Origin of the sequence: Kitasatospora sp. NPDC096077, assembly GCF_040303245.1 — a bacterium.
Taxonomy (GTDB): Bacteria; Actinomycetota; Actinomycetes; order Streptomycetales; family Streptomycetaceae; genus Kitasatospora.
This window is the reverse complement of record NZ_JBEOSV010000081.1, coordinates 1-20,963: the sequence shown is the minus strand read 5'-3', so window position 1 is coordinate 20,963 and position 20,963 is coordinate 1. Positions and strand designations below refer to the sequence as shown.

The 20,963-nt window shown below is 71.7% G+C and carries 18 protein-coding genes and 1 pseudogene; 13 read left to right on the top strand and 6 right to left on the bottom strand.

Translation table 11 applies throughout. The annotated features are described in order from the left end of the window. Positions 1-113 precede the first annotated feature (113 nt). The gene (locus tag ABTZ03_RS38665; RefSeq protein WP_350517898.1) at positions 114-1,844 is read left to right on the top strand and encodes a 2-isopropylmalate synthase; all 1,731 of its coding nucleotides are present in this window, start codon (positions 114-116) and stop codon (positions 1,842-1,844) included. Here ABTZ03_RS38665 and trpD read toward each other — a convergent pair. After that, complete coding sequence (gene trpD / locus ABTZ03_RS38660; RefSeq protein ID WP_502894737.1) at positions 1,816-2,871, bottom strand: anthranilate phosphoribosyltransferase; 1,056 nt, start codon at positions 2,869-2,871, stop codon at positions 1,816-1,818. The two genes, ABTZ03_RS38665 and trpD, sit on opposite strands and share 29 nt — an antisense overlap. A gap of 156 nt (positions 2,872-3,027) precedes the next feature. Between trpD and pdxR the strand changes: the two genes are divergently transcribed. Continuing rightward, complete coding sequence (gene pdxR, locus ABTZ03_RS38655; RefSeq protein WP_350517896.1) at positions 3,028-4,446, top strand: MocR-like pyridoxine biosynthesis transcription factor PdxR; 1,419 nt, start codon at positions 3,028-3,030, stop codon at positions 4,444-4,446. 21 nt (positions 4,447-4,467) lie between these two features. Here the strand turns inward: pdxR and ABTZ03_RS38650 are convergent, their stop codons facing one another. Next, positions 4,468-5,043: an anthranilate synthase component II gene (locus ABTZ03_RS38650; protein WP_350517895.1), complete on the bottom strand. Its 576-nt coding sequence runs from the start codon at positions 5,041-5,043 to the stop codon at positions 4,468-4,470. Further along, a complete protein-coding gene (locus ABTZ03_RS38645; protein ID WP_350517894.1) occupies positions 5,040-6,542 on the bottom strand; it encodes an anthranilate synthase component I family protein in 1,503 nt (500 codons plus the stop codon). Before ABTZ03_RS38645 ends, ABTZ03_RS38650 begins: the two co-directional genes overlap by 4 nt. Before the next feature lie 207 nt (positions 6,543-6,749). Here ABTZ03_RS38645 and ABTZ03_RS38640 point away from each other — a divergent pair, with 207 nt between their 5' ends. Further along, the gene (locus ABTZ03_RS38640; RefSeq protein WP_350517893.1) at positions 6,750-8,090 is read left to right on the top strand and encodes a class II 3-deoxy-7-phosphoheptulonate synthase; all 1,341 of its coding nucleotides are present in this window, start codon (positions 6,750-6,752) and stop codon (positions 8,088-8,090) included. Positions 8,091-8,250: 160 nt separating this feature from the next. Here ABTZ03_RS38640 and ABTZ03_RS38635 read toward each other — a convergent pair whose 3' ends face one another. Next, on the bottom strand, positions 8,251-9,498 hold the full coding sequence (locus ABTZ03_RS38635; protein ID WP_350517892.1) for an acyltransferase family protein: 1,248 nt from the start codon (positions 9,496-9,498) through the stop codon (positions 8,251-8,253). Next, positions 9,485-10,681, bottom strand: coding sequence for an alpha/beta hydrolase (locus ABTZ03_RS38630; protein WP_350517891.1), 1,197 nt, complete (start codon positions 10,679-10,681; stop codon positions 9,485-9,487). Before ABTZ03_RS38630 ends, ABTZ03_RS38635 begins: the two co-directional genes overlap by 14 nt. Positions 10,682-10,991: 310 nt before the next feature. Between ABTZ03_RS38630 and ABTZ03_RS38625 the strand changes: the two genes are divergently transcribed. From ABTZ03_RS38625 to ABTZ03_RS38605, 5 genes are all read left to right on the top strand, one after another. Further along, the gene (locus tag ABTZ03_RS38625; RefSeq protein WP_350517890.1) at positions 10,992-11,648 is read left to right on the top strand and encodes a LuxR C-terminal-related transcriptional regulator; all 657 of its coding nucleotides are present in this window, start codon (positions 10,992-10,994) and stop codon (positions 11,646-11,648) included. 105 nt (positions 11,649-11,753) lie between these two features. Then, entirely contained in the window at positions 11,754-13,427 is a 1,674-nt protein-coding gene (locus tag ABTZ03_RS38620; RefSeq protein WP_350517889.1) for an amidase, read from the top strand. Positions 13,428-13,471: 44 nt separating this feature from the next. After that, a complete protein-coding gene (leuC, locus tag ABTZ03_RS38615) occupies positions 13,472-14,872 on the top strand; it encodes a 3-isopropylmalate dehydratase large subunit (RefSeq protein WP_350517888.1) in 1,401 nt (466 codons plus the stop codon). A 41-nt stretch (positions 14,873-14,913) separates the two neighbouring features. After that, entirely contained in the window at positions 14,914-15,501 is a 588-nt protein-coding gene (leuD, locus tag ABTZ03_RS38610; protein ID WP_350517887.1) for a 3-isopropylmalate dehydratase small subunit, read from the top strand. 181 nt (positions 15,502-15,682) lie between these two features. Then, positions 15,683-16,603: a winged helix-turn-helix domain-containing protein gene (locus ABTZ03_RS38605; RefSeq protein ID WP_350517886.1), complete on the top strand. Its 921-nt coding sequence runs from the start codon at positions 15,683-15,685 to the stop codon at positions 16,601-16,603. 241 nt (positions 16,604-16,844) lie between these two features. On the opposite strand, the gene ABTZ03_RS38600 is transcribed toward ABTZ03_RS38605, so the two are convergent. After that, positions 16,845-16,985, bottom strand: a complete 141-nt coding sequence (locus ABTZ03_RS38600) for a hypothetical protein (RefSeq protein WP_350517885.1) — start codon at positions 16,983-16,985, stop codon at positions 16,845-16,847. Positions 16,986-17,750: 765 nt separating this feature from the next. On the opposite strand from ABTZ03_RS38600, the gene ABTZ03_RS38595 reads away from it, so the two are divergent. The 5 genes and pseudogenes from ABTZ03_RS38595 to ABTZ03_RS38575 all read left to right on the top strand — a co-directional run. Further along, positions 17,751-18,341: a LuxR C-terminal-related transcriptional regulator gene (locus ABTZ03_RS38595; protein ID WP_350517884.1), complete on the top strand. Its 591-nt coding sequence runs from the start codon at positions 17,751-17,753 to the stop codon at positions 18,339-18,341. Positions 18,342-18,561: 220 nt separating this feature from the next. Beyond that, positions 18,562-19,320: pseudogene (locus ABTZ03_RS38590) on the top strand (SDR family oxidoreductase); the annotation flags it as partial. A gap of 24 nt (positions 19,321-19,344) precedes the next feature. Continuing rightward, entirely contained in the window at positions 19,345-19,908 is a 564-nt protein-coding gene (locus tag ABTZ03_RS38585; RefSeq protein WP_350517882.1) for a dTDP-4-dehydrorhamnose 3,5-epimerase family protein, read from the top strand. Positions 19,909-20,026: 118 nt separating this feature from the next. After that, positions 20,027-20,191 (top strand): sugar phosphate nucleotidyltransferase, encoded by a 165-nt coding sequence (locus tag ABTZ03_RS38580; RefSeq protein WP_350517881.1) that lies wholly within the window; start codon positions 20,027-20,029, stop codon positions 20,189-20,191. Continuing rightward, the coding region (locus ABTZ03_RS38575; protein WP_350517880.1) for a DegT/DnrJ/EryC1/StrS family aminotransferase at positions 20,188-20,963 on the top strand (776 nt) is incomplete at its 3' end. The genes ABTZ03_RS38580 and ABTZ03_RS38575, both read left to right, overlap by 4 nt.

The window sequence follows — 20,963 nt, the reverse complement described above, 5'->3', positions numbered from 1 at the left end:
GGCGCGCCGCCGACCGGGCCAGCTCCAACTGACCGGAAGCGTCGCGACCGTTCCCCCACCGGTCGCGGCGCTTCCCTCTGCTCTGAGGTCGCGTGGTGACAGTGGAGATGACGATGACGATGACGCAAAGCACGCAAGGCACAGGAAGCACCGGCAGATCCGACCGCGGGCGCCAGCTCCCCAGCGCGATGCCGGTGCACAAGTACCGCCCCTACCGACCGATCGGCCTCACCGGCCGCACCTGGCCCGATCGCACCCTCGATCGCGCCCCGCTGTGGTGCAGCGTCGACCTGCGCGACGGCAACCAGGCCCTGATCGACCCCATGGGGGTGGACCGCAAGCAGCGCATGTTCGACCTGCTGGTCGCCCTGGGCTTCAAAGAGATCGAGGTCGGCTACCCGACCGCCTCCCGGGACGACCACGACTTCGTGCGCCGGATCATCGAGACCGGCGCGATCCCCGAGGACGTGGTCGTCCAGGTCATGGCACCGATCCGGGACGGCTTCCTGGAACGCACCGTGGACTCGCTGCGCGGCGCCCGCCGGGCCGTGCTGCAGGTCTTCAACCCGACCTCCGAACTGCAGCGCCGGCTCGTGTTGCGGATGGACCGTCAGGAGACCCTGGACCTCGCCCTGCGCGGCGCCCAGGAGGCGCTGCGCCTACAGGACTCGCTGCCCGGCACCGAGCTCTACCTCCAGTACGCCCCCGAGTCCTGGACCCAGACCGAGCCCGAGTACGCGCTCGAACTGTGCAACGCCGTCCTGGACTTCTGGGCGCCCCGGGCCGCCCACACCCTGCGCGTCAACCTGCCGGCCACCGTCGAGGTCTTCCCGCCGCACGAGTTCGCCGACCGCATCGAGTACATGCACCGCAACCTGGCGCACCGCGAGCGCACCCTGCTGTCCGTCCACCCCCACAACGACCGGGGCAGCGGGGTGGCGGCCGCCGAACTGGCCGTCCTCGCCGGCGCCGACCGGGTCGAGGGCACCCTGTTCGGCAACGGCGAACGCTCCGGCAACGTCTGCCTGGTGACGCTCGCCATGAACCTCTTCTCCCAGGGCGTCGACCCCATGCTCGACCTGCGCGACCTCGACGGCATCCGCCGCGTGGTGGAGGACGTCAACCGGCTGCCCGTTCCGGTGCGCCAGCCCTGGGCGGGAGACTTCGTCTACACCTCCTTCGCCGGCGCCCACCAGGACGCCATCAGCAAGGGCTTGGCCGCCCGTATCGGCGACCCCGACGAGCCCTGGCAGGTGCCCTACCTGCCTGTCGACCCGCGCGACATCGGGCGCGACTACCAGGCGCTGATCCGGATCAACACCCAGTCCGGCAAGGGCGGCGTCGCTCACCTGATGCGCCGTGAGTACGGCATCGACCTGCCGCGCCGGCTGCAGATCGACTTCGCCACCGTGATGCAGCGCGTCTGCGAGCAGATCGGCGGCGAGGTCGACTCCGCCGAGCTCTGGCGCACCTTCGAGAAGACCTATGTCGCCCCCGGCCGGGCGCCCGCCGAGGCCGAATCGGCCGCCGTGGCGGACCGCTTCGACGAGGACGGGCCGACGGCCGAGGGGGAGTGGGCCGAACAGGCCTGCTCACTGCTCGCCGCCGACGGTACCGCTCGGCTCGGGCACCTGGACGTGCACAAGGCCGGCGGCCGTACCCAGGCCGTCGTCGCCTGCTGCGAACTGCTGGTGGACGGCCGTCCGGTGTGGGGGGTGGGCATCCACGAACGGGCCGGGCAGGCCGTGCGGGCCGGGGTGTGCGCAGCCCTGGAGCGTATCCGCCACACCGCCCGGCCCGTGGACAGCGCCGCGCTCAGGACACCGTCGCCCGCGGCGCACTGACGGCCACCCAGTGATCCAGCAGGGCCGCAGCGGCCCCCGAGTCGATCGCTTCGGCGGCCCGCGTCAGCGTGGCCGCCAGGCGGTCGGCGACCGGCTGGCGCGACGGCTCCAGGGCGGCCAGACCGGCCGCCGCGGACAGCAGGACCGCGTCGCGCACCGGACCGCGCTCGCCGCCCAGCACCGAGCGGGCTACGGCGGCGTTGTGCGCCGCGTCGCCGCCGCGCAGCGCGCCGCTCTCCGCGAGCGGGATCCCCAGCCGACGCGGGTCCAGGCGCTCGCACTCGACCCGGCCGCCATGCGTCGACCAGATCGTGGAGGAGCCGGTGACGGTCAGCTCGTCCAGGCCGTCGTCCCCCCGGAACACCAGCGCGCTCACCCCCTGCGCGGCCAGGAACTCCGCGATCAGGGGCCCCAGCCGGGGGTCCGCGACCCCGACCGCCAGCGCGCCCGGCTCGGCCGGGTTGGTCAGCGGGCCCAGTGCGTTGAACACCGTCGGCACCGCCAACTCCCGCCGCACGGCCGAGGCATGGCGAAACGCCGGATTGAACGCCGGCGCGAAGCAGAAACCGATCCCCACCTCCCGCACCGAGCGCACCACCTCCTCGGCCGAGGACTCCAAGCGCACTCCGAGGCGCTCCAACACATCGGCCGAACCCGACGCGGAGGACGCCGAACGGTTGCCGTGCTTGACCACCCGCGCCCCGGCCGCCGCAGCCACGATCGCCGACATGGTGGACACGTTCACCGTGCGCGCCCCGTCCCCGCCGGTGCCCACGATGTCCACGATGGGCCCCGGCACGCTCAGCGCCACCGCGTGGCTGCGCGCGCAAGCGACCAGCCCGGCCAGCTCCCGCTCGGTCTCGCCCTTGGCCCGCAGCGCCACCAGGAAACCGGCCAACTGCGCCGGGCCCGTCTGGCCGCGCATAACCCGGTCCATCGCCCAGGAGGTGTCTGCGGCATCCAGATCGGCCCCGGCCAGCAGCGCGGTCAGCAGCCCCGGCCACGTCCTCTGATTGACTCCCACCATGATTTCCTCACCCGATATCGGATTCCGGTTCGTCCGCCGGGCCGTTCGGGCCCGCGCACCGGAATTCTTCCGCCGGAAATCCGGGAACCACCAGACCAATTGACCGCTGCTCTCTCGGACCGCTTTTCGACGACGTTTTCCCCAAAGGGGGTACCGATGGCCTGGCACACGCTGATCGAGGTCTCACGGAAAGCCGGACCCTCACTCACCGCCCAGATCCAGGGCACACTGCGGCGCGAGATCACTGAGGCGGTCCTGCTGCCCGGCACGAGACTGCCCTCCAGCCGCCAGCTTTCCGAGGACCTCGGCGTCTCGCGCAGCGTCGTGGTGGAGGCCTACGGGCAGCTGATGGCCGAGGGCTACCTGGAGGCCACGCCAGGCTCCGGCACCCGTGTGGCCGCTCGACCCACCGCCGCCTCGCCCCCGCCCACCCTGCTACGCGAGGACCCCGCCCCGCCGGTGCGCTGGGACCTGCGCACCGGCACCGCGGGCCTGCCGAGCTTCCCGCAGCGCGAATGGCTGACCTGCTACCAGAACGCCGTGCGCGCCGCCTCCCGGCGCGACCTCGGCTACCCCTCGCCCTCGGGGGTGCCCGAACTGCGCGCCGAACTGGCCGGCTACCTCGGCCGGGTCCACGGCGTGCACACCACGCCCGAACAGGTCGTGGTGGTGTCCGGCTTCGCCCACGCGCTCGGCCTGGTTTGCGCCGTCCTGCCGGAGTTGGGCATCGACGCGCTCGGCATGGAGGACCCCTGCCACCTGCGCCAGCGCCAGTTCGTCCGTGAGACCGGGCTGCGCCCGCACGCCGTCCCGGTGGACGGCGACGGCATCGACGTGGCCGCGCTGTACCGCTCCGGGCTACGGGCCGTCCTGGTCACCCCCGCCCACCAGTTCCCCACCGGCGCGGCGCTCACCGCCGAACGCCGCGAGTCGCTGGCCCGATGGGCCAGGGACGTCGACGGCTGGGTCATCGAGGACGACTACGACGGCGACCTCTGGCTCGCCCGCGGCGTGCGCATCCCCGCCCTTCAACGCCTGCTACCCGAACGCACCCTCTACGGCGGCACGGCCAGCAAGTCCCTGGCCCCCGGCCTGCGGCTGGGCTGGCTCGCCGTGCCCCGCCGCCTGCTCGCCCCGTTGGAACGGGTCCGCTCCCGGCGAGACCTCGGCTCCGACGTGCTCACCCAGCTCGCTCTCGCCGAACTGATGCGCTCCGGACTGTTCGACCGCCACCTGCGCGCCCAGCGCGCTCACCTGCGCGGCCGCCGCGAGAGCCTCGAACTCGCCGTCCAGCGCTTCCTGCCCGGCACCCGGATCCTGGGCACCGCCATGGGACTGCACGCCTACCTGCGCCTGCCCGACCACGTGGACGAGGCCCGCTTGGTGGCGGCCGCGCTGCGCCGCTCGGTGCTGGTCCAGGGCGGGCGGCCGTTCCACCACCGCCCGCGCCCGGATGCCCCGGCCCTGGTGCTCGGCTACTCCAACCTCCCGCGCTCGGCGGTCACGGAGGTCCTGCGCACCCTCGGCGAGGCCTGCGCCGAACAGCCAGCCGGGCGCCGCCGCAGCTGCGCCTGACCGGCTGTCCGGAGTCTGTTGTCAGGAGCGGGCCCCAGCCGCCAGGAAGTTCTCCAGCAGCCGCATCCCGCCGGTGGTAGTGATGCTCTCCGGGTGGAACTGCAGCCCCTCCACCGGCAGGCTGCGGTGCCGCAGTCCCATCACGTAGCCGTCGTCCGCGGCGAGCGCGGTCAGCTCCAGCTCCTCGGGCAGCGGCTGCGCCACGACCAGCGAGTGGTACCTGGTCGCGGTCAGACTGTTGCCCAGCCCGGCGAAGACGCCCCGGCCATCGTGCGTCACCGTGCTGGTCCGCCCGTGCATCAGCCGGCCCGCTACCTCGACCCGGCCGCCGAAGGCCAGCGCGATCGCCTGGTGCCCCAGGCACACGCCGAGCAGCGGGATCCGCCCGGCGAAGGCGTGCACCAGCTCGACGTGGCCGGAGGCCGCCGGGTGTCCCGGGCCCGGGCCGAGCAGGATCGCGTCCGGGGCGGATGCGGCCAGCTGCCCGGGGGTGCGGGTGTGGGCGCGTACGACCTCGGTCTGCGCGCCCAGCGAGCGCAGGTACTGGTCGATGATGTGGACGAAGCTGTCCCTCGCGTCCACCAGCAGGACCTTCATGCCGTCAGCTCCTCACCGGTCAGCGCCCAGTAGCCGGCGCCCAGTTTCGCCAGGGTCTCGTTCCACTCCGCCTCCGGCGTCGAGTCGGCCACCACGCCCGCCGAGGCCTGCACCGAGTACACCCCGTTGTCGTGGGAGACGGTGCGGATGCACAGCGCCAGCTCGCTCCAGCCGCCGACGTCGACCAGCCCGACCGCGCCCGCGTAAGCGCCGCGCGGCTCGTGCTCGATGTCCTGGATGAGCTCCATCGCGCGCAGCTTCGGCGCGCCGGTCATGGTGCCGGCCGGGAACGTCGCGCAGAGCGAGCGCCACACGTCCGCCTGCGGCTCCAGGCGGGCGGAGACCGTCGAGACCAGGTGGAAGACGTGCGAGAAGGTCTCCACCGTCATCAGGCCCTCCTCCGTCAGCGAGTGCGGACGGCACACCCGGCTGAGGTCGTTGCGCGCCAGGTCGACCAGCATGATGTGCTCGGCCTGCTCCTTCGGGCTGGCCAGCAGCGCCTTGATCCGCCGCTCGTCGGCCTCCGGGTCGCCGTCGCGGCGGGTGGTACCGGCGATCGGGCGCATCACGATCCGCTCGTCCTCGATCCGGAACAGCAGCTCGGGGCTGGCGCCGATCAGCGTGCCGCCCGCGTTGGGCAGCAGGTACATGTGCGGCGAGGGGTTGCGCGAGCGCAGCCGCCGGTACACCTGCTCGGGGGTCAGCGCGGTGCACACGTCGATCCGGTGGCCCACCTGAATCTGGTAGATGTCGCCGACCCCGATGTGCTCCAGGCAGCGCCGCACCCAGCCGAGAAAGGTGTCGCGCTCGACGGTGTCGCGCACCGACTGCGGGCGGGCGGCGGGCGGGCAGGCCTGCGCCGGTGGCGCCTGGGCGGCCTCCCGGGCCGCGGCCGCCACGTCCGCACCACCGGCCGTACCGAACGCGGCGCACTGCGCGCTCAGCAGGAGCGGCCGCCCGGGGTCGTCGAAGCGCACGCAGTCCCTGAAGAGGGTGAACACCGCGTCCGGGCGCTGCGCCGGCCGGGTACGCGCGGGCAGCTCGTCCATGTGCCAGGCCGCGTCGTAGGCGAGGTTGGCGAGGAAGCCGAAGCCGAACCCGCCCGGCGCCCGCCCCCGGTCCACGGCGAACAGGCCCTGGGCCCTGCGCAGCAGCTCCCACACCACGGTTGCGTCTGCCAGGTCCAGCCGGTCCAGGCCCTCTCCCGGGGTCACCGGGAAGCCCAGGTCCGCGGCCACGGAGCGCAGCGCGGCGCGCAGCTCGGGCATGCCGTCGATCTCCAGGTAGGTGTCGTACAGCCGGATCTCGGCCAGCCGCCCGTAGCCGACCATGGCGGGCCCGCCCGGGTGGCCGGTGTCGGTCAGGCTCTCCAGCAGGTACACCTCGCCCGGCCCGTGGCGCCGGCCCAGCCGGCTGTACAGCTCCAGCGGGTCGTGCGCCGGCAGCGCCGCGGCGCCGATCCGGACGGCGAACGGGGGCGGTGGTGGAACTTCTGGCATCGGAATCCTCATCGCGAAAAGGCCAGGTCGGTATGGCCGGTGGACTTCACATCCCAGTCAAACCGGCGCCGCCACAGGCCGGACAGACCAGTTCCCGGAAAGTCGAGCGGACCAATTCGCACTCGCTTGACCGGTTTTCCGGCAGCGGGTTGCATGGGGCGGACCCCTGCGATTTCCCCCTTTGCCAGATTCCAGCGGAAGGCCATCATGAACCTCATTCCGCAGTACGAGCCGGGCGCCGCCTGGCGATCGCTTCCGGCGGCCCAGCAGCCGAGCTGGCCCGATCAGGCGCAGCTGCGCGAGGTGACCGCCGCGCTTGCGGCCGCGCCGCCCCTTGTCTTCGCCGAGGAGTGCGACCGGCTGACCGAGCGCCTGGCGGCCGTCGCCCGCGGCGAGGCGTTCGTCCTCCAGGGCGGTGACTGCGCCGAGACCTTCGACGCTCTCACCGTGGACGCGGTCACCGGCAAGCTGCGAACCCTGCTGCAGATGGCGGTGGTGCTGACCTACGCCAGCGGCGTGCCGGTGGTGAAGATCGGCCGCCTGGCCGGGCAGTACGCCAAGCCGCGCTCCCAGCCGGACGAGACCAGAGACGGCGTCACCCTGCCCTCGTACCGTGGCGACGCGGTGAACGGACTCGCCTTCACCGCCGAGGCCCGCCGCCCGGACCCGCACCGCTTGCGGCGGATGTACGAGGCCTCGGCGGTCACGCTCAACCTGGTGCGCGGCTTCGCCGGCGGCGGCAGCGCCTCGCTCCACCAGGCCCACGAGTGGAACCGGGGCTTCGTCGGCGACTCCGCCGTCGGGCGCCGCTACGAGGAACTGGCTGACGGCATCGACCGGGCGCTGCGCTTTCTGCGGGCCTGCGGCGGCCCGAACAAGACGCTGCGAGAGGCTGAGTTCTTCGCCAGCCACGAGGGGCTGCTGCTGGACTACGAGGAGGCCCTGACCCGGACCGACCCGCGCACCGGCCGGCGCTACGCGACCAGCGGGCACCTGCTGTGGATCGGCGAGCGCACGAGGGATCTGGAGGGCGCGCACGTCGCCTACTTCGCCGGGATCGACAACCCGATCGCGATGAAGCTCGGCCCCACGGCCACCGCCGAGACCGTCCTGCCCTATCTGGAGCGCCTCGACCCCGAGCGCCGGCCCGGCCGGCTCACTTTCGTGGTGCGCATGGGCGCTGACCGGGTCCGCGACCTGCTGCCGTCGATCGTGGAGAAGGTCCGCGCCGAAGGCCGGCAGGTGGGCTGGCTCTGCGACCCGATGCACGGCAACACCGTGACCGCGGGCGGGCGCAAGACCCGTCGCTTCGACGACGTCGTCGACGAGGTCCGCGGCTTCTTTCAGGTCCACCGCGAGCTCGGTACCCACGCCGGCGGCATCCACGTCGAGCTCACTGGCGACGACGTGACCGAGTGCGTCGGCGGGGGAGACCAACTGCTGCCCGAGAATCTGCATCAGCGCTACGAGACCGCCTGCGACCCCCGCCTGAACCACCGCCAGTCCCTCGACCTCGCCTTCCAGGTGGCCGAGATGCTCGCCCGCTAGTGACACGGTCCGTTGTCGTGCTGTCTCAAGACCTGGCGCGGCCTGGCCACCCGATACGACAAGAGCCCGGAAAGCCACCCGGCAGGCCCGCACCTCCGCGGATCGATCATGTGGCTGAAGTCCCTGACTCCAGCCACATGATCCGAACCTCGAACAGCTCCTAGCCGAGCAGGGCGTACCCGACGAAGCCGAGGCTCAGCACCACCGCGGCCGTTCGGTGCGCCTTGAAGACACCCGTCCACGGCTGTTCGAACCGCCGGGTCGCCAGGCCTATCGCGATCAGCGCGACGGCGAACAGCGGGATCCAGCAGAGCCGGGCCAGCGCCCACCCGGGCGAATCCGGGCTGGTGGTGAGCCCGGGGACGGCGCCGACCAGGGCTCCGGGCAGGCCGCCGGACAACATGGCGCTCTGGTGCCAGCAGAAGACCGTCATCGCGGACAGGTTCAGCACCACCGCAGTGCTCCACAGCCCCGGGCGCGAGAGCAGCCGGCCAAGGCGCTCGCGTACCAGTACCGCCAGCCCGCACTGCACGCACGCCAGCGCGATCACCAGCAGGGACGGCGGGTGTGAGTTGGTGCGCTCCACGCCCGGCACGCCGACCATGCTGGCCGGGTAGTGGAACTGCGTCAGCAGTACGGTGAACAGCGCGATCCCGGCCACCAGCAGCAGCCGCGCGCCCGTCCGGCCCAGGCGCCGCACGCTCCAGCAGACGCCGAGCTGGTAGCCGAACAGCCAGCCGGGTACCAGGTTGACCAGCCCGAGCCAGGACGGCACCGCGTCGCCGGCCGGGCCGTAGCGCAGCAGGTCCACCACCGCCACGACGGCCACCAGCGGCAGCACGGACCAGCAGCCCATCCTCCGGGCGGCCGCGCGGCACAGCGGCGTGAGTGTGGACAGCCCGGCGTACACCGCGACGAACCACAGCGGCTGGATCACCAAGGTGGCCGCGGTGTGCAACGAGTCCCCGGGCACCCCGAGCAGGCGCAGCGCCACGAGCAGCACTGCCCAGATCGCGGTCACGGCCAGGGTCGGGCGGCCCAGCCGCAGCATTCGGCGCCGGATCCAGGCCCCGGTGCCCTCGCCCCGCCCGACCGTACGCCCGAGCGAGAGCGCTGAGGAGTAGCCGCCGACCAGGAAGAAGATGGCGAGCATCTGCAGCACCCAGCTGACCGGGGAGAGGTAGCCCATCGCGGTCAGCGGGCTGGCGTTGTGCAGGGCGCCGCGGTCGTCGACGGTGAAGCCGCCGAGCAGCCAGTGCCCGAGCGGGACGGAGAGCAGGGCCAGGGCGCGCAGCCCGTCGATGCCGCGGTCGCGGTCCAGCGGGGTGGTGCTCTCGATCCGGTGGACGACGGAGCGCAGCGGCTCCAGGACGGAGGGACGGGCGGCAGCCGGTTCAGTCAAGGTCATGGCGGCAGTCCTCAGCGGGTGGAGTGGCGGCGCAGCGCACGGACGGGTACGAACCGAGGGTGATGCGGGCGAAGTTGGCGAGCGATTCGGTGCCGGGCACGAAGTAGCCGGCGTGCCCGTCGGCTCCTTCCGCGGAGACCACCCGGGCCCCGAAGCCGGGATCGGTGGGGTCGCGGCCGTGGCCGAGGCCGAGCAGTTCGAACTTGGGAACGGCGCCGACCCAGTCGGAGTCGTCGCGCACCGCCCACACCCGGGCGCCCGTCCCCAGCCCGGCGGCGCTGTCGGCGTGCATGCCCGGGCTTGCCACCGCCACCAGGTCGGTGACCAGGCCGGGGCGCAGCCCGTGCACCGCCTTGGCGCAGAGCACCGATCCGTAGCTGTGGCAGATCAGCGCCGGGGCGGGGGAGTTGACGGCGGCCAGGCCCTCCAGGAAGCGGCGCAGCCGGGGCGCGCCCAGGTCGGCGAGGCGGGTTGTGGCGGCGTCGACCCCGACCCCGACCGGGGTGGTGTAGCCCACCCAGGCGATGGTGGCGACCCTCGTCGCGGGCTCCTGGCGGGCCATCTCCTCACGCAGGGCGCGGGCCTGGCCGGCGGTGCGGGCGTACGGATTCCCACCCTGGTCGAAGGTGGCGAGGTCGATGTCCGACCCGGGGACGACGACGGCGACGCGCTGCGCGGTGGAAAGGTCGCCGAAGACCTCGACGATCTGGCCGCGCCCGCGCGGGTCGAAGGCGAGGTACTGGCCGTCGTGCGCCAGCAGTTCGGCGTACCGGTCGGCCAGTGCCGCCGCCTGCTCCCGCTCCCGGGCCGGCAGGGCGCGGTCGTCGGCCTCGGCTTGCCGGTGGTCACGCTCCCGGCGCAGGGCGATCGCGTTGGCGCGGTAGCGTAGTTCGACGGAAGCGCCGTCGAGGCTGCCCACCACCAGCGGGTGGCGCTCGGCCAGGGATTCCTGCTGCGCCGGGCTCAACGTGCTTGTGAGGTCGGCGATTTCGGAGACTGGTGTGGTGTCCGGGGCAGGCAGCCTCCGGCCCAGAGAGTGGTCGGCCAGCCAGGAGCCGGTGCCCACCGGCGGGCCTGTGACGGCGTTCTGGCTGTCGCCGGAGGCCCAGCCGGCCGTGGCCGGCACGGCCACGCAGACCAGGACGGCGGCCGCCAGTCGGCGGCGCAAGCGGAAGCCTGGCATCGGGCGAGCCACTCCTTCAGACGTGCGGGAAAAGGGAGTTTGGGACTCGACCCACCCGGGGGAGCCGCCTTCACAAGGGTCGCCCGCGACCCGGTGGCCGGTCAGTGGGGTGTGTGCCCCAATCGGGGTGGGGCTCGCACCACCAGCGACACGCCAGGCACCACCACCATGCAGCCGGTACGGATTGATGGCGTTCAGTCAGTTTGTGGACGCAGGTGGTAGATTCATCCTCGCCTGCGCGCATCGGGGGCTCCGGAGAGTGCGCAGGGACCCTGGGCATTCTGCCGGGCTTTGTGGAACGGAGACTTCCGTGCGTGTGGTGATCGCGGAGGACAACACCCTGCTGCGGGAAGGCCTCGCGGCCCTGCTCGGCGGAGCCGGGCACCAGGTCTGCGCGACGGTGCGCGACGGTGACAAACTGGCCCCCGCCCTGCTGCTCCACCGCCCCGACGTCGCGGTGGTCGACATCAGGATGCCGCCGACCTACCGGGACGAAGGCGTGCGCGGCGTGGCCGAGGCCCGCCGCCTGATTCCCGGGCTCCCGGTGCTCTTCCTCTCCCAGTCCGTCGACCGGCTGGTGGCCGGCGAACTGCTGAGCAACGGCGCCTCCGGCGTGGGCTACCTGCTCAAGGACCGGGTGGGCCGCATCGAGGACTTCCTGGCCGCCCTACGGCGGGTCGTCGACGGCGGCACCGCCCTCGACCCCGAGGTGGTCGGCGAGCTGATGGCCTGGTGTCGATGCGACCAGCCGCTGGAACTGCTCACGCCGCGCGAGCGGCAGGTGCTCGCTCTGATGGCCGAGGGTCACCACAACAGCGGCATCGCCGAGCGGCTGCGCCTGGCCGAGAGCTCAGTCGGCAAGTACGTCGGCAACATCTTCGGCAAGCTGGGACTGGGCCCGGAGGAGGCCGGTCACCGCCGCGTCCTTGCCGTGCTGACCTACCTGGAGGCCGTGCAACCAGCGTGATTAAGGCAGTTGTGAAGTTCTTGGAGGCACACGGGCGGCAGTGAGACTCTGCTGTGGGCACCGTGCGCAGGCCACGGTGCCGTCTTGCTGACAGGAGCTCGTCCCGTGTCCCACCGGACCGCAGGACTGACGCGTCGAACCACCCTGGGTCTCGGCACCGTCCTCGCCGTCACCCCGGCGCTGGCCCAGGCCGGCCGGGCGTTCGCGGCACCGGAGCCGGACACCACCGGCCCCGACCCCTCCCTCCAGGAGTCGCCCGACCGGGCAGGCCTGGAGGAAGCGTCACTGACGGATCTTCAGAAGATGCTGTCCAGTGGACTGTTGTCCTCGATCGACCTGGTGCGCTACTACCTGTCCCGGATCGAACGGCTCGACCGCCACGGCCCCACCCTCGGCTCCGTCCTGGAGACCAACCCCGACGCCATCGCCCAGGCCCGCACCCTGGACGAGGAACGACGTGCCGGCCGACTGCGTCACCCGCTGCTGCACGGCATCCCGGTCCTGCTGAAAGACGTCGTCGAGACCGCCGACCGGATGCACACCACCGCCGGCTCGCTCGCCCTGCTCGGCGCCCGTCCGGCCCAGGACGCCACCGTCGCCGCCCGGCTGCGCGCGGCGGGCGCCGTCCTGCTCGGCAAGGCCAACCTGACCGAGTGGGCCGGCAGCGAGGTCACCCGGGTCAATGGCTGGAGCACCCGCGGGGGGCAGTGCCGCAACCCCTACCGGCTGGACCGCTCACCCAGCGGATCAAGCGCCGGGCCCGCCGTCGCCGTCTCCGCGAACCTGTGCTCCGTCGCGATCGGCGCGGAGACCAACGGCTCGATCCTCAGCCCGGCCGCCGTCAACGGCGTCGTCGGCCTCAAGCCCACCGTCGGACTGACCAGCCGGGCCGGCGTGATCCCCTGCTCGCCCACCCAGGACTCCATCGGCCCGCTGTGCCGCACCGTCGCGGACGCCGCCGCTGTCCTCGGCGTCATCGCCGGGCCGGACCCGCGCGATGCGGCCAGTGCCGCCGCCGTCGGCCACACCCGGTCCGACTACACCCGCCACCTGGACCCGGACGGCCTGCGCGGCGCCCGTATCGGCGTCCCCCGGCAGGTCTTCTTCGGCTACAGCAGCCACGCCGACGCCGTCGCCGAACAGGCCCTGCGCACCCTGGCAGCGGCCGGTGCGATCCTGGTCGACCCGGCCGACGTCCCCACTGCCCAGGAGATGGCCACCGCCGAGGCCCCCGGAACGGTGGCCCTCTACGAGAGCAAGCACAGCTTCGACAGCTACCTCGCGAGCACCCCTGGCGACCACCCGCGCAGCCTCACCGAACTCATCGCGTTCAACGAGCAGCACGCCGGCCAGGAACTGCGCTATTTCGACCAGTCCCCCTTGAAGATGGTGGACACCGCCACCGACGGCGACCTCACCTCCGAGCGCTATCGCAAGGCTCTGGCCGACACCCGGGACATGGCCCGCACCCGCGGCCTGGACGCGGTTCTCGCCGAACACCGCCTGGACGCCCTGGTCATGCCCACCTGGAACCCGGCCTGGAAGATCGACTATCTGAACGGCGACTTCTACCTCGGAGGCAGCTCCGGGCCCGCCGCCCTGGCCGGCTACCCCGCGATCACCGTCCCGGCCGGCACCGCGCTCTCCCTCCCGCTCGGCATCACCTTCACCGGCCCGGCCTGGAGCGAACCGGTGCTGCTCCGCCTCGCCTACGCCTTCGAACAGCGCACCCGGGCCAGGACCAAACCGGGCCTCCTGCCCGCCGAGACCGGGCTCTGACGCCCAAGCCGGACTCCCACCCCGCCGCTCGCACCGGAGAACCGATGAGCCGCCCCACCACCCTCGCCGACAAACTCTGGGACGCCCACGTCGTCCACGCCCAGGACGGCGAACCCGACCTGCTCTACGTCGACCTGCACCTCACCCACGAGGCCACCTCACCCCAGGCCTTCGACGGGCTGCGCCTGGCCGGGCGCACCGTGCGCCGCCCGGAGCTGACCCTCGCCGTCGAGGATCACAACGTGCCCACCGCATCGCAGGAGATCGCCGACCCCGTCAGCCGCCTCCAGGTGGAGACCCTGCGGACCAACTGCGCCGAGTACGGCGTCGAGCTGTACCGCCTGGGCCACGCCCGCCAGGGCATCGTGCACGTCGTCGGACCCCAGCTCGGCCTGGTCCAGCCCGGCATGACGGTGGTGTGCGGCGACAGCCACACGGCCACTCACGGCGCCTTCGGGGCCCTCGCCTTCGGCGTGGGCACCAGCGACGTCGAACAGGTTCTCGCCACCCAGTGCCTGACCCTGGAGCGGCCGCGCACGATGGCTGTGGAGTTCACCGGCGCCCTGCCGCCGGAGGTCGGCGCCAAGGACATGATCCTCGCGCTGATCGGCGCGATCGGCGTCAACGGCGCCCGCGGCCACATGATCGAGTACCGCGGCGAACCGGTCGAGGCCCTGTCGATGGAGGGCCGGATGACCCTGTGCAACATGAGCATCGAGGCCGGCGCCAAAGTCGGCCTGATCGCCCCCGACCGCACCACCATCGACTACCTGGCCGGCCGCCCGCACACCCCGACCGGATCCGCCTGGCAGCAGGCCACCGCCTACTGGCAGACCTTGCGCACCGACCGCGGCGCCACCTTCGACCGCACCGTCACCATCGACGTCTCCCACCTGACCCCGCTGGTCACTTGGGGCACGAACCCCAGCCAGGTGGTCCCGCTCTCCGGCGTCGTGCCCGCACCCGACGACCTTGCCGACCCCGGCGAACGCGCCGCCGCCCGCCGGGCCCTGGAGTACATGGACCTGACCCCCGGCACCGAACTGCGCTCACTGCCCATCGACGTGGTCTTCCTCGGCTCCTGCACCAACGGCCGCATCGAGGACTTGCGGGCCGCCGCCGCCGTCCTGGACGGCCGAACCGTCCACGAGAACACCAGGATGCTGGTTGTCCCCGGCTCGATGACGGTACGCGCCGAGGCCGAACAGGAGGGACTGCACGAGGTCTTCCTCGCAGCCGGCGCCGAATGGCGCCTGCCCGGCTGCTCGATCTGCCTGGGCATGAACGAGGATCGCCTGACGGGTGCCCAGCGTTGCGCCTCGACCTCCAACCGCAACTTCGAGGGCCGCCAAGGGGACGGCGTGCGCACCCACCTGGTCTCCCCGCAGGTCGCGGCCGCGACCGCCGTCGCTGGCCGCCTCGCGGTTCCGGCGGATATCCGGTGACCAGCCGCACACCGATTTCACCCAGCCGCCGTGGAGTTTCCGTGAAGAATTTCGAAATACATTCAGGACGCGCCGTCGTACTGGCCCGCGACGACATCGACACGGACCAGATCGTGCCTGCGGAGTTCTGTCGCAGAGTGGTAAAGAGTGGTTATGCGGACGCCCTCTTCGCCAACTGGCGGAAGGAGCCCGGCTTCGTTTTGGGTCGCCCGGAGAGCCAGGGCGCCAGCGTGCTCGTCGCGGGCCGCGACTTTGGTATCGGGAGTTCCCGCGAGCACGCGGTGTGGGCACTCAAGGACGGTGGTTTCCGGGTCGTGGTGGCGGCTGGCTTCGGCGACATCTTCCGGCGCAACGCATTGAACAACGGGCTGCTCCCGCTTGACCTCCCCTACGCGGAGCTCGGCCGGCTCGCCGGGCAGGTCGCCGCCCACCCCGGCCTGGAGGTGGTCGTGGACCTGCGCGACTGCACGCTGCGACTGGGCGGCAAAACCTGGCAGTTCGAGGTCGAGGAGCGCGGCCGCCGGATGCTGCTGCATGGGGAGGACGCCATCGAGGCGGTGCTGCGGCAAGGCGATCTGATTTCTGCCCACGAGGCCCGGCGCCCCGCCTGGCTGCCGACCGTCGGCTGATCCCGGCGGACCGTCTTTCCGGGCCGTCCCCGTCCCGAGCCCCCCGCGGGCCCGTCCCCGAAGTCGGTTTCCCAGTCCTTCAGTAAGAGGAATCTGGGATTCGGTTCGGTTCATGATAGGGTTCCGTGTGCAGAAGATCGAATCATTGATAGCCTGACCTGGCGTAACACAGCTGGCGAGAGTGGGCTATACCAATTGGTCGGCATTCGACGCGGGGGAGAAAATGCGGCGAATTCATTTTACGGCGGAAAGTCTGGCGAGAACTCGCTTCCTGATCGACATCGATCAGATTCGAGAAACGCTCCTAGCGCTCGACGTCCTGAGTACCGGAGTCGGCGGAGAGGCCTTCCGGGCCTGGCGCAAGAGAATCGCTGGCAGAAGCGACATCCGCCACATGATCTCACTGGCCCAGGCACTACGATCGCTCCCGGACCTCGACCACGTTGTGCAGACCCTGTTACAAGGCGACCCGGACGCCCCCGAAGCCGCCACCCAGTCACGCCTGTCGGCCGACCTGGAAAGCTTCCACCAGATCGCCGTCGCCCCCTACTGGGCGAGCATCGAACGGCGCCTGACCGCCGACCGCGCCGCTCGCAGCGAGATCGTACTCAGCGGAGGGTGGGATCAGATGTTCACCTCCCTCCACCGCGCCATACGGTGGGACCCGCCGGTACTGGAAGTCCCGGGAGAGGGGGAGGACGTCAAACTGGGGTCGGCCGGCCTGCGGCTGGCCCCCTCGCTATTCCTCGCTGCGCGCCCCCCGATCCTCTTCGACCGCTACCTCGGCCAGGACCGCCCGACCCTGCTCTACCCCATCCCCATCGACTGGGGGCGCTCCTCCTCCATCTGGGACGCCGTCGGGGAAGGCAACGGCGCCCTGCACGCCCTCATGGGTCGCACCCGCGCCGCCGTACTCGTTGCACTCTCCAGCACCGCCACCACGACCGAAGTGGGCGAACGCGTGGGCATATCCTCGGCTGCCGCCAGCCAGCACACCGCCGTACTCCGCGCCGCCGGCCTGATCACCACCCTGCGCTCCCTGAACCGGGTCCAGCACACCCTGACACCACTGGGCGCCGCACTGATCACCCGAGTGCACTGACCCCGGTCCACAACGGAGGCGCGGCGCGGGAGGGCATGAACTCACGGAAAAGCTTCGCTTCTGACGCCAAACCAAATACGGGAACCGTCCCGGGCCTCGCCCTCCCGCGCCGCCTCCAGCGGCGAGGGTAGGGCTAGGCGCGTCGACCGCCGATCGGTCCGAGATGGGGCGGAGCCGCCGTAGTACTCCGAGGTCGGGAAAGCCGGCCGCATGGGGAAGGGCGGTTTCGACAGGAGCAGGCTCACACGGGCAGCTGGAGACCCTCGGGGAGCTCGATGCCGAAGACGTCGGCGAGCACCGCTCGTACCTCCTCGGCACTGTCCAACTGGCGCTTGGTGACGGTTCCTTCGGTGCGCCGCTCCACCAGGACCAGCGGCGCCACCGGCAGGACCGGCCGCCCGGCGAACCCTCGTCCCGAGCACTCGTGGACGAGGGTTCGCCGGTCTTAACCACCCGTCAGGCGCGTTCCGGGGACGGGGTCCCCGCCGTCTCCCGGCGCGCCGGACGGGGGACCAGCGGCGCATCAGCTGTCAGGGCGATCACTCGGCCCTCGAATTCATGGGTCGACATGTTGGGGGTCCGGCCATTTCCCGACGGGTTGACCGGTGGTGAACGGATCGTTTCCGGGATGTCGTCGGGCGGCGTTGTGGGGGCGGCCGTCCTCGGGCGGGAGGTTCGTGCAAGGCCCTGTTCGGGGGGCTGTGTCGGGGGTGGCGACCGGCCGGTGGCGGGGGTCCCGGGGCCGGGGGGCGTGTTGACCGGGCGGGCTTCGTGCCGAAGGATCGCCGTGGCCGGGCCGCGTCCGGGCGGCCGTGGAAAACTTGTTCAACTTTGTATGGCTTGATGTACAGTGCGTTCGCAAATCCACCAGTGGCGAGTACGACACGTGGGCACGGGGGAAGACATGAGCGGACCGGTGCAGTGTGTGCCCCGCGTCGGCGGAGGGTGCGTCGCACGGGCGGTGCCCTTCGGGGGCGGGTGGCCCGGCCGGTGCCACGGGATCTCAGGGCCCCCTTCCTGTACGTGACCTGATGTGCAATCGCACGTTCTGTCCGCGGGTGGCGAGCCGGTCCGTCGGGAGCTTTTCCACCGGCGGCTGCGCTGTGCCCGCGTCGTGTCGGGAAGCGAACTGCCGGAGGTTGTGGTCGTGAGTGTCATACGCACCTTCATCGTCAGCGACCACGCCCTGCTGTCCGATGCGCTGTCCGCGCTGCTCCAGGGGCAGCACGACATCGTGGTGGTCGGCCGGTCGCAGGCGGCCGGGTTGGCGGGATCGGTCGCGGCCATCCAGCCCGACGTCGTGGTGCTGGCCCTGGTCGGGGGGCAGGCGGCGGCCCTGCGCGCGGTCCGCGCGGCCCGTTGCGCCTCCTCGCGCGCGGCGGTGCTGGCGGTGGAGCCGTGCCGCAACGGGGCCGCGCGCGGCAAGTTCCTGGCGGCCGGCGCGCACTACTTCCTGCCCTGGAGCGCGGGCAAGGGCGCGCTGCTGCGGACGGTTCGGGAGGCGGTCCCGGCGGCCGGGCCGGGTTCCTGGTACGACGTGCTGACCGAGCGTGAACTCCAGGTGCTCCGGGCGGCCGCCGAGTCCTGGACCAACCAGCAGATCGCCACCGCCCTCGGCATCACGGTGGGCACCGTCAAGCGCCACCTGTACAGCGTCTTCCGCAAGCTGCAGGCCAGTTCGCGGCTGGACGCGGTGGTCAAGGCCGCGTCCGCCGGGCTGATCGACCACGTGTGGTGACCTGCCGGTCTGTCGCGGGGTGTCCATGGAGTTGACATTCCCCTTGCATTCCCCGGGAATTCGTAAGGAATCGACCGGGAAAGATTGACCCGCATCTCACCCGACCGCCCTTGAATTCCGGATGCGAGGTGAAGAAACTTAATACCAGTCTCCGAAGAACTGCGCTCAGAGCGCGGTGGCGCCGGTGGCGGCGCCGAGTCGAGGCGGGGAGAGGGAGCGTATGAGCGCATTGTCCGGGCGGACCGCATTGGTGACGGGCGCCAGCCGGGGAATCGGACGGGCCGTCGCGCGGCGATTGGCCCGCAGTGGAGCACTGGTCGCGGTCCACTACGCCCGGGGCACCCAGGAGGCCCAGGAGACCGTCGAGCTGATCGAGAAGGACGGCGGCCGGGCGTTCGCCGTCCAGGCCGAACTCGGAGTTCCCGGGGACGTGCACGAGCTCTTCCTCGGACTGGAGGAGGGTCTCGCGGTACGGGTCGGCAGCACCGGGCTGGACATCCTGGTGAACAATGCCGGGATCACCGGGACGCCGGTCGAGAAAACCACGCCGGAATCCTTCGACCGACTTTTCGCGGTGAATGCGAAGGCGCCCTTCTTCATCATTCAGCGCGCCCTGCGGAACATGGCGGACGGCGGCCGGATCGTCAACATCTCCTCGGGACTGACGCATTTCGCGAATCCCGACGAGGTCGCCTACGCGATGAGCAAGGGCGCGGTCGAGCAGCTGGCCCGGCACTTCGCGAAGGCGCTCGGTCCGCGCGGCATCACGGTGAACTCGGTGGCCCCGGGGATCACCCGCAACGGAAACCCGCTCTTCGGCCTGCCGGAGGCGGTGCGGCAGATGGCCGCGCTGTCCGTGTTCGACCGGGTGGGGGAGCCGGAGGACATCGCCGAGGTGGTCGCGTTCCTGGCCGGCGAGGAGGCGCGCTGGATCACCGGGGCCTTCGTCGACGCCACGGGCGGAACCCTGCTCGGCTGAGCCCGAGCGGACGCGGAGGCCGTCATGGACATCAGGGAGACCGGAATCCCGGGCGCGTTCGTCGTGACGCCCGAACAACTGCCGGACGAGCGCGGGAGCTTCTACGAGGCGATGCACTCGGACCGGTTCGCCAGGGCGCTCGGCCGGCCCTTCGAACCGAGGCAGATCGACTACGCGGTGTCGCGCCGCAACACCCTGCGCGGCCTGCACAGCGTGGCCGGTCCGCAGGGGCGGGACACGTTCGTCACCTGCGTGCGCGGGGCACTGCGCGCCTTCCTGGCCGACCTGCGGCTGGGGTCACCGGCCTTCGGGCTCGTGGTGGGCCATGAACTGGACGCCGACTCCGGGGTGTCGGTGTTCGTGCCGGAAGGGGGCGCCCACGGGTTGCTGACCCTCACCGACGAGGCCTGCGTCTGTTACGTGCTCTCCACGGCGCACGGGACGGGCACCCAGGTGGACATCGACCCGCTGGACCCGGTGCTGGCGATCGACTGGGGCTTCACCGAGCCACCGCTGATGTCCACCGGGGACTCCGGGGCGATGAGCCTGCGCGAGGCCGTCGCGAGCAGGGTCCTGACCTCGTGGTGACCCGCGGCCGTCGGACGCCGCGGACCGGCCGCGCGGGCACCGACCGAGCGCCGGTGGACAGCAGACGAGTCGACAGCAGACGAGTCGGCAGCAGGCGAGTCGACAGCAGACGAGGGGTGTGCACGTGAAAGCTCTGGTGTTGTCCGGAGGGCACGGGATCCGGCTCCGGCCGATCAGCCTCACCATGCCGGAACAACTCGTACCGATCGCCGACAAGCCCGTGCCGGAAAGGGTGTCGGAGGACATCCGGTCCGCCGGGGTGACCGAGATGAGGTCCCGATGAGCGACACCAGGGCAGCGGTGCTCCGAGCCGCCGCGGCCTTCCACGAGGAGCGGTCCGCGCCCGGCGAGTTCGTGCCGGGCGTCACCGAGATCTGGCCCTCCGGGGCCGTCCTGGACGTCACCGACCGGCTGGCCCTGGTCGAAGCCGCGCTGGAGATGCGGATCGCCGCCGGCGTCAGCTCACGCAGGTTCGAGTCGGCGTTCGCCCGCAAGCTCAAGCGCCGCAAGGCGCATCTGACCAACTCGGGGTCGTCGGCGAACCTGCTCGCGGTCTCGGCGCTGACCTCGCACCTGCTGGAGGACCGGCGGCTGCGGCCGGGCGACGAGGTGATCACGGTCGCCGCGGGCTTCCCGACCACGGTCAACCCGATCCTGCAGAACGGTCTGGTGCCGGTCTTCGTCGACGTCGAGCTCGGGACCTACAACACCACCGCGGACCGGGTCGCCCGGGCGATCGGGCCGAAGACCCGGGCGATCATCATCGCGCACGCCCTGGGCAACCCCTTCGAGGTCACCGAGATCGCCCAACTGGCGGACGAGCACGGGCTGTTCCTGATCGAGGACAACTGCGACGCGGTCGGCTCGACCTACGACGGGCAGCTCACCGGCTCGTTCGGCGACCTGTCGACGGTGAGCTTCTACCCGGCGCACCACCTGACCATGGGGGAGGGCGGCTGCGTGCTGACCTCCAACCTGGCGCTGGCCCGGATCGTGGAGTCGCTGCGCGACTGGGGCCGGGACTGCTGGTGCGAGCCGGGTGAGAACGACAAGTG

What these genes read in the sequence shown, in the direction of transcription:
- ABTZ03_RS38635 (WP_350517892.1), bottom strand. Translation starts at nt 9,498, where the DNA reads ATGACCTTGACTGAACCGGCTGCCGCCCGTCCCTCCGTCCTGGAGCCG.
- ABTZ03_RS38665 (WP_350517898.1), top strand. Translation starts at nt 114, where the DNA reads ATGACGATGACGCAAAGCACGCAAGGCACAGGAAGCACCGGCAGATCC.
- trpD (WP_502894737.1), bottom strand. Translation starts at nt 2,871, where the DNA reads ATGGTGGGAGTCAATCAGAGGACGTGGCCGGGGCTGCTGACCGCGCTG.
- ABTZ03_RS38640 (WP_350517893.1), top strand. Translation starts at nt 6,750, where the DNA reads ATGAACCTCATTCCGCAGTACGAGCCGGGCGCCGCCTGGCGATCGCTT.
- ABTZ03_RS38645 (WP_350517894.1), bottom strand. Translation starts at nt 6,542, where the DNA reads ATGCCAGAAGTTCCACCACCGCCCCCGTTCGCCGTCCGGATCGGCGCC.
- ABTZ03_RS38585 (WP_350517882.1), top strand. Translation starts at nt 19,345, where the DNA reads ATGGACATCAGGGAGACCGGAATCCCGGGCGCGTTCGTCGTGACGCCC.
- ABTZ03_RS38630 (WP_350517891.1), bottom strand. Translation starts at nt 10,681, where the DNA reads ATGCCAGGCTTCCGCTTGCGCCGCCGACTGGCGGCCGCCGTCCTGGTC.
- ABTZ03_RS38650 (WP_350517895.1), bottom strand. Translation starts at nt 5,043, where the DNA reads ATGAAGGTCCTGCTGGTGGACGCGAGGGACAGCTTCGTCCACATCATC.
- pdxR (WP_350517896.1), top strand. Translation starts at nt 3,028, where the DNA reads ATGGCCTGGCACACGCTGATCGAGGTCTCACGGAAAGCCGGACCCTCA.
- leuC (WP_350517888.1), top strand. Translation starts at nt 13,472, where the DNA reads ATGAGCCGCCCCACCACCCTCGCCGACAAACTCTGGGACGCCCACGTC.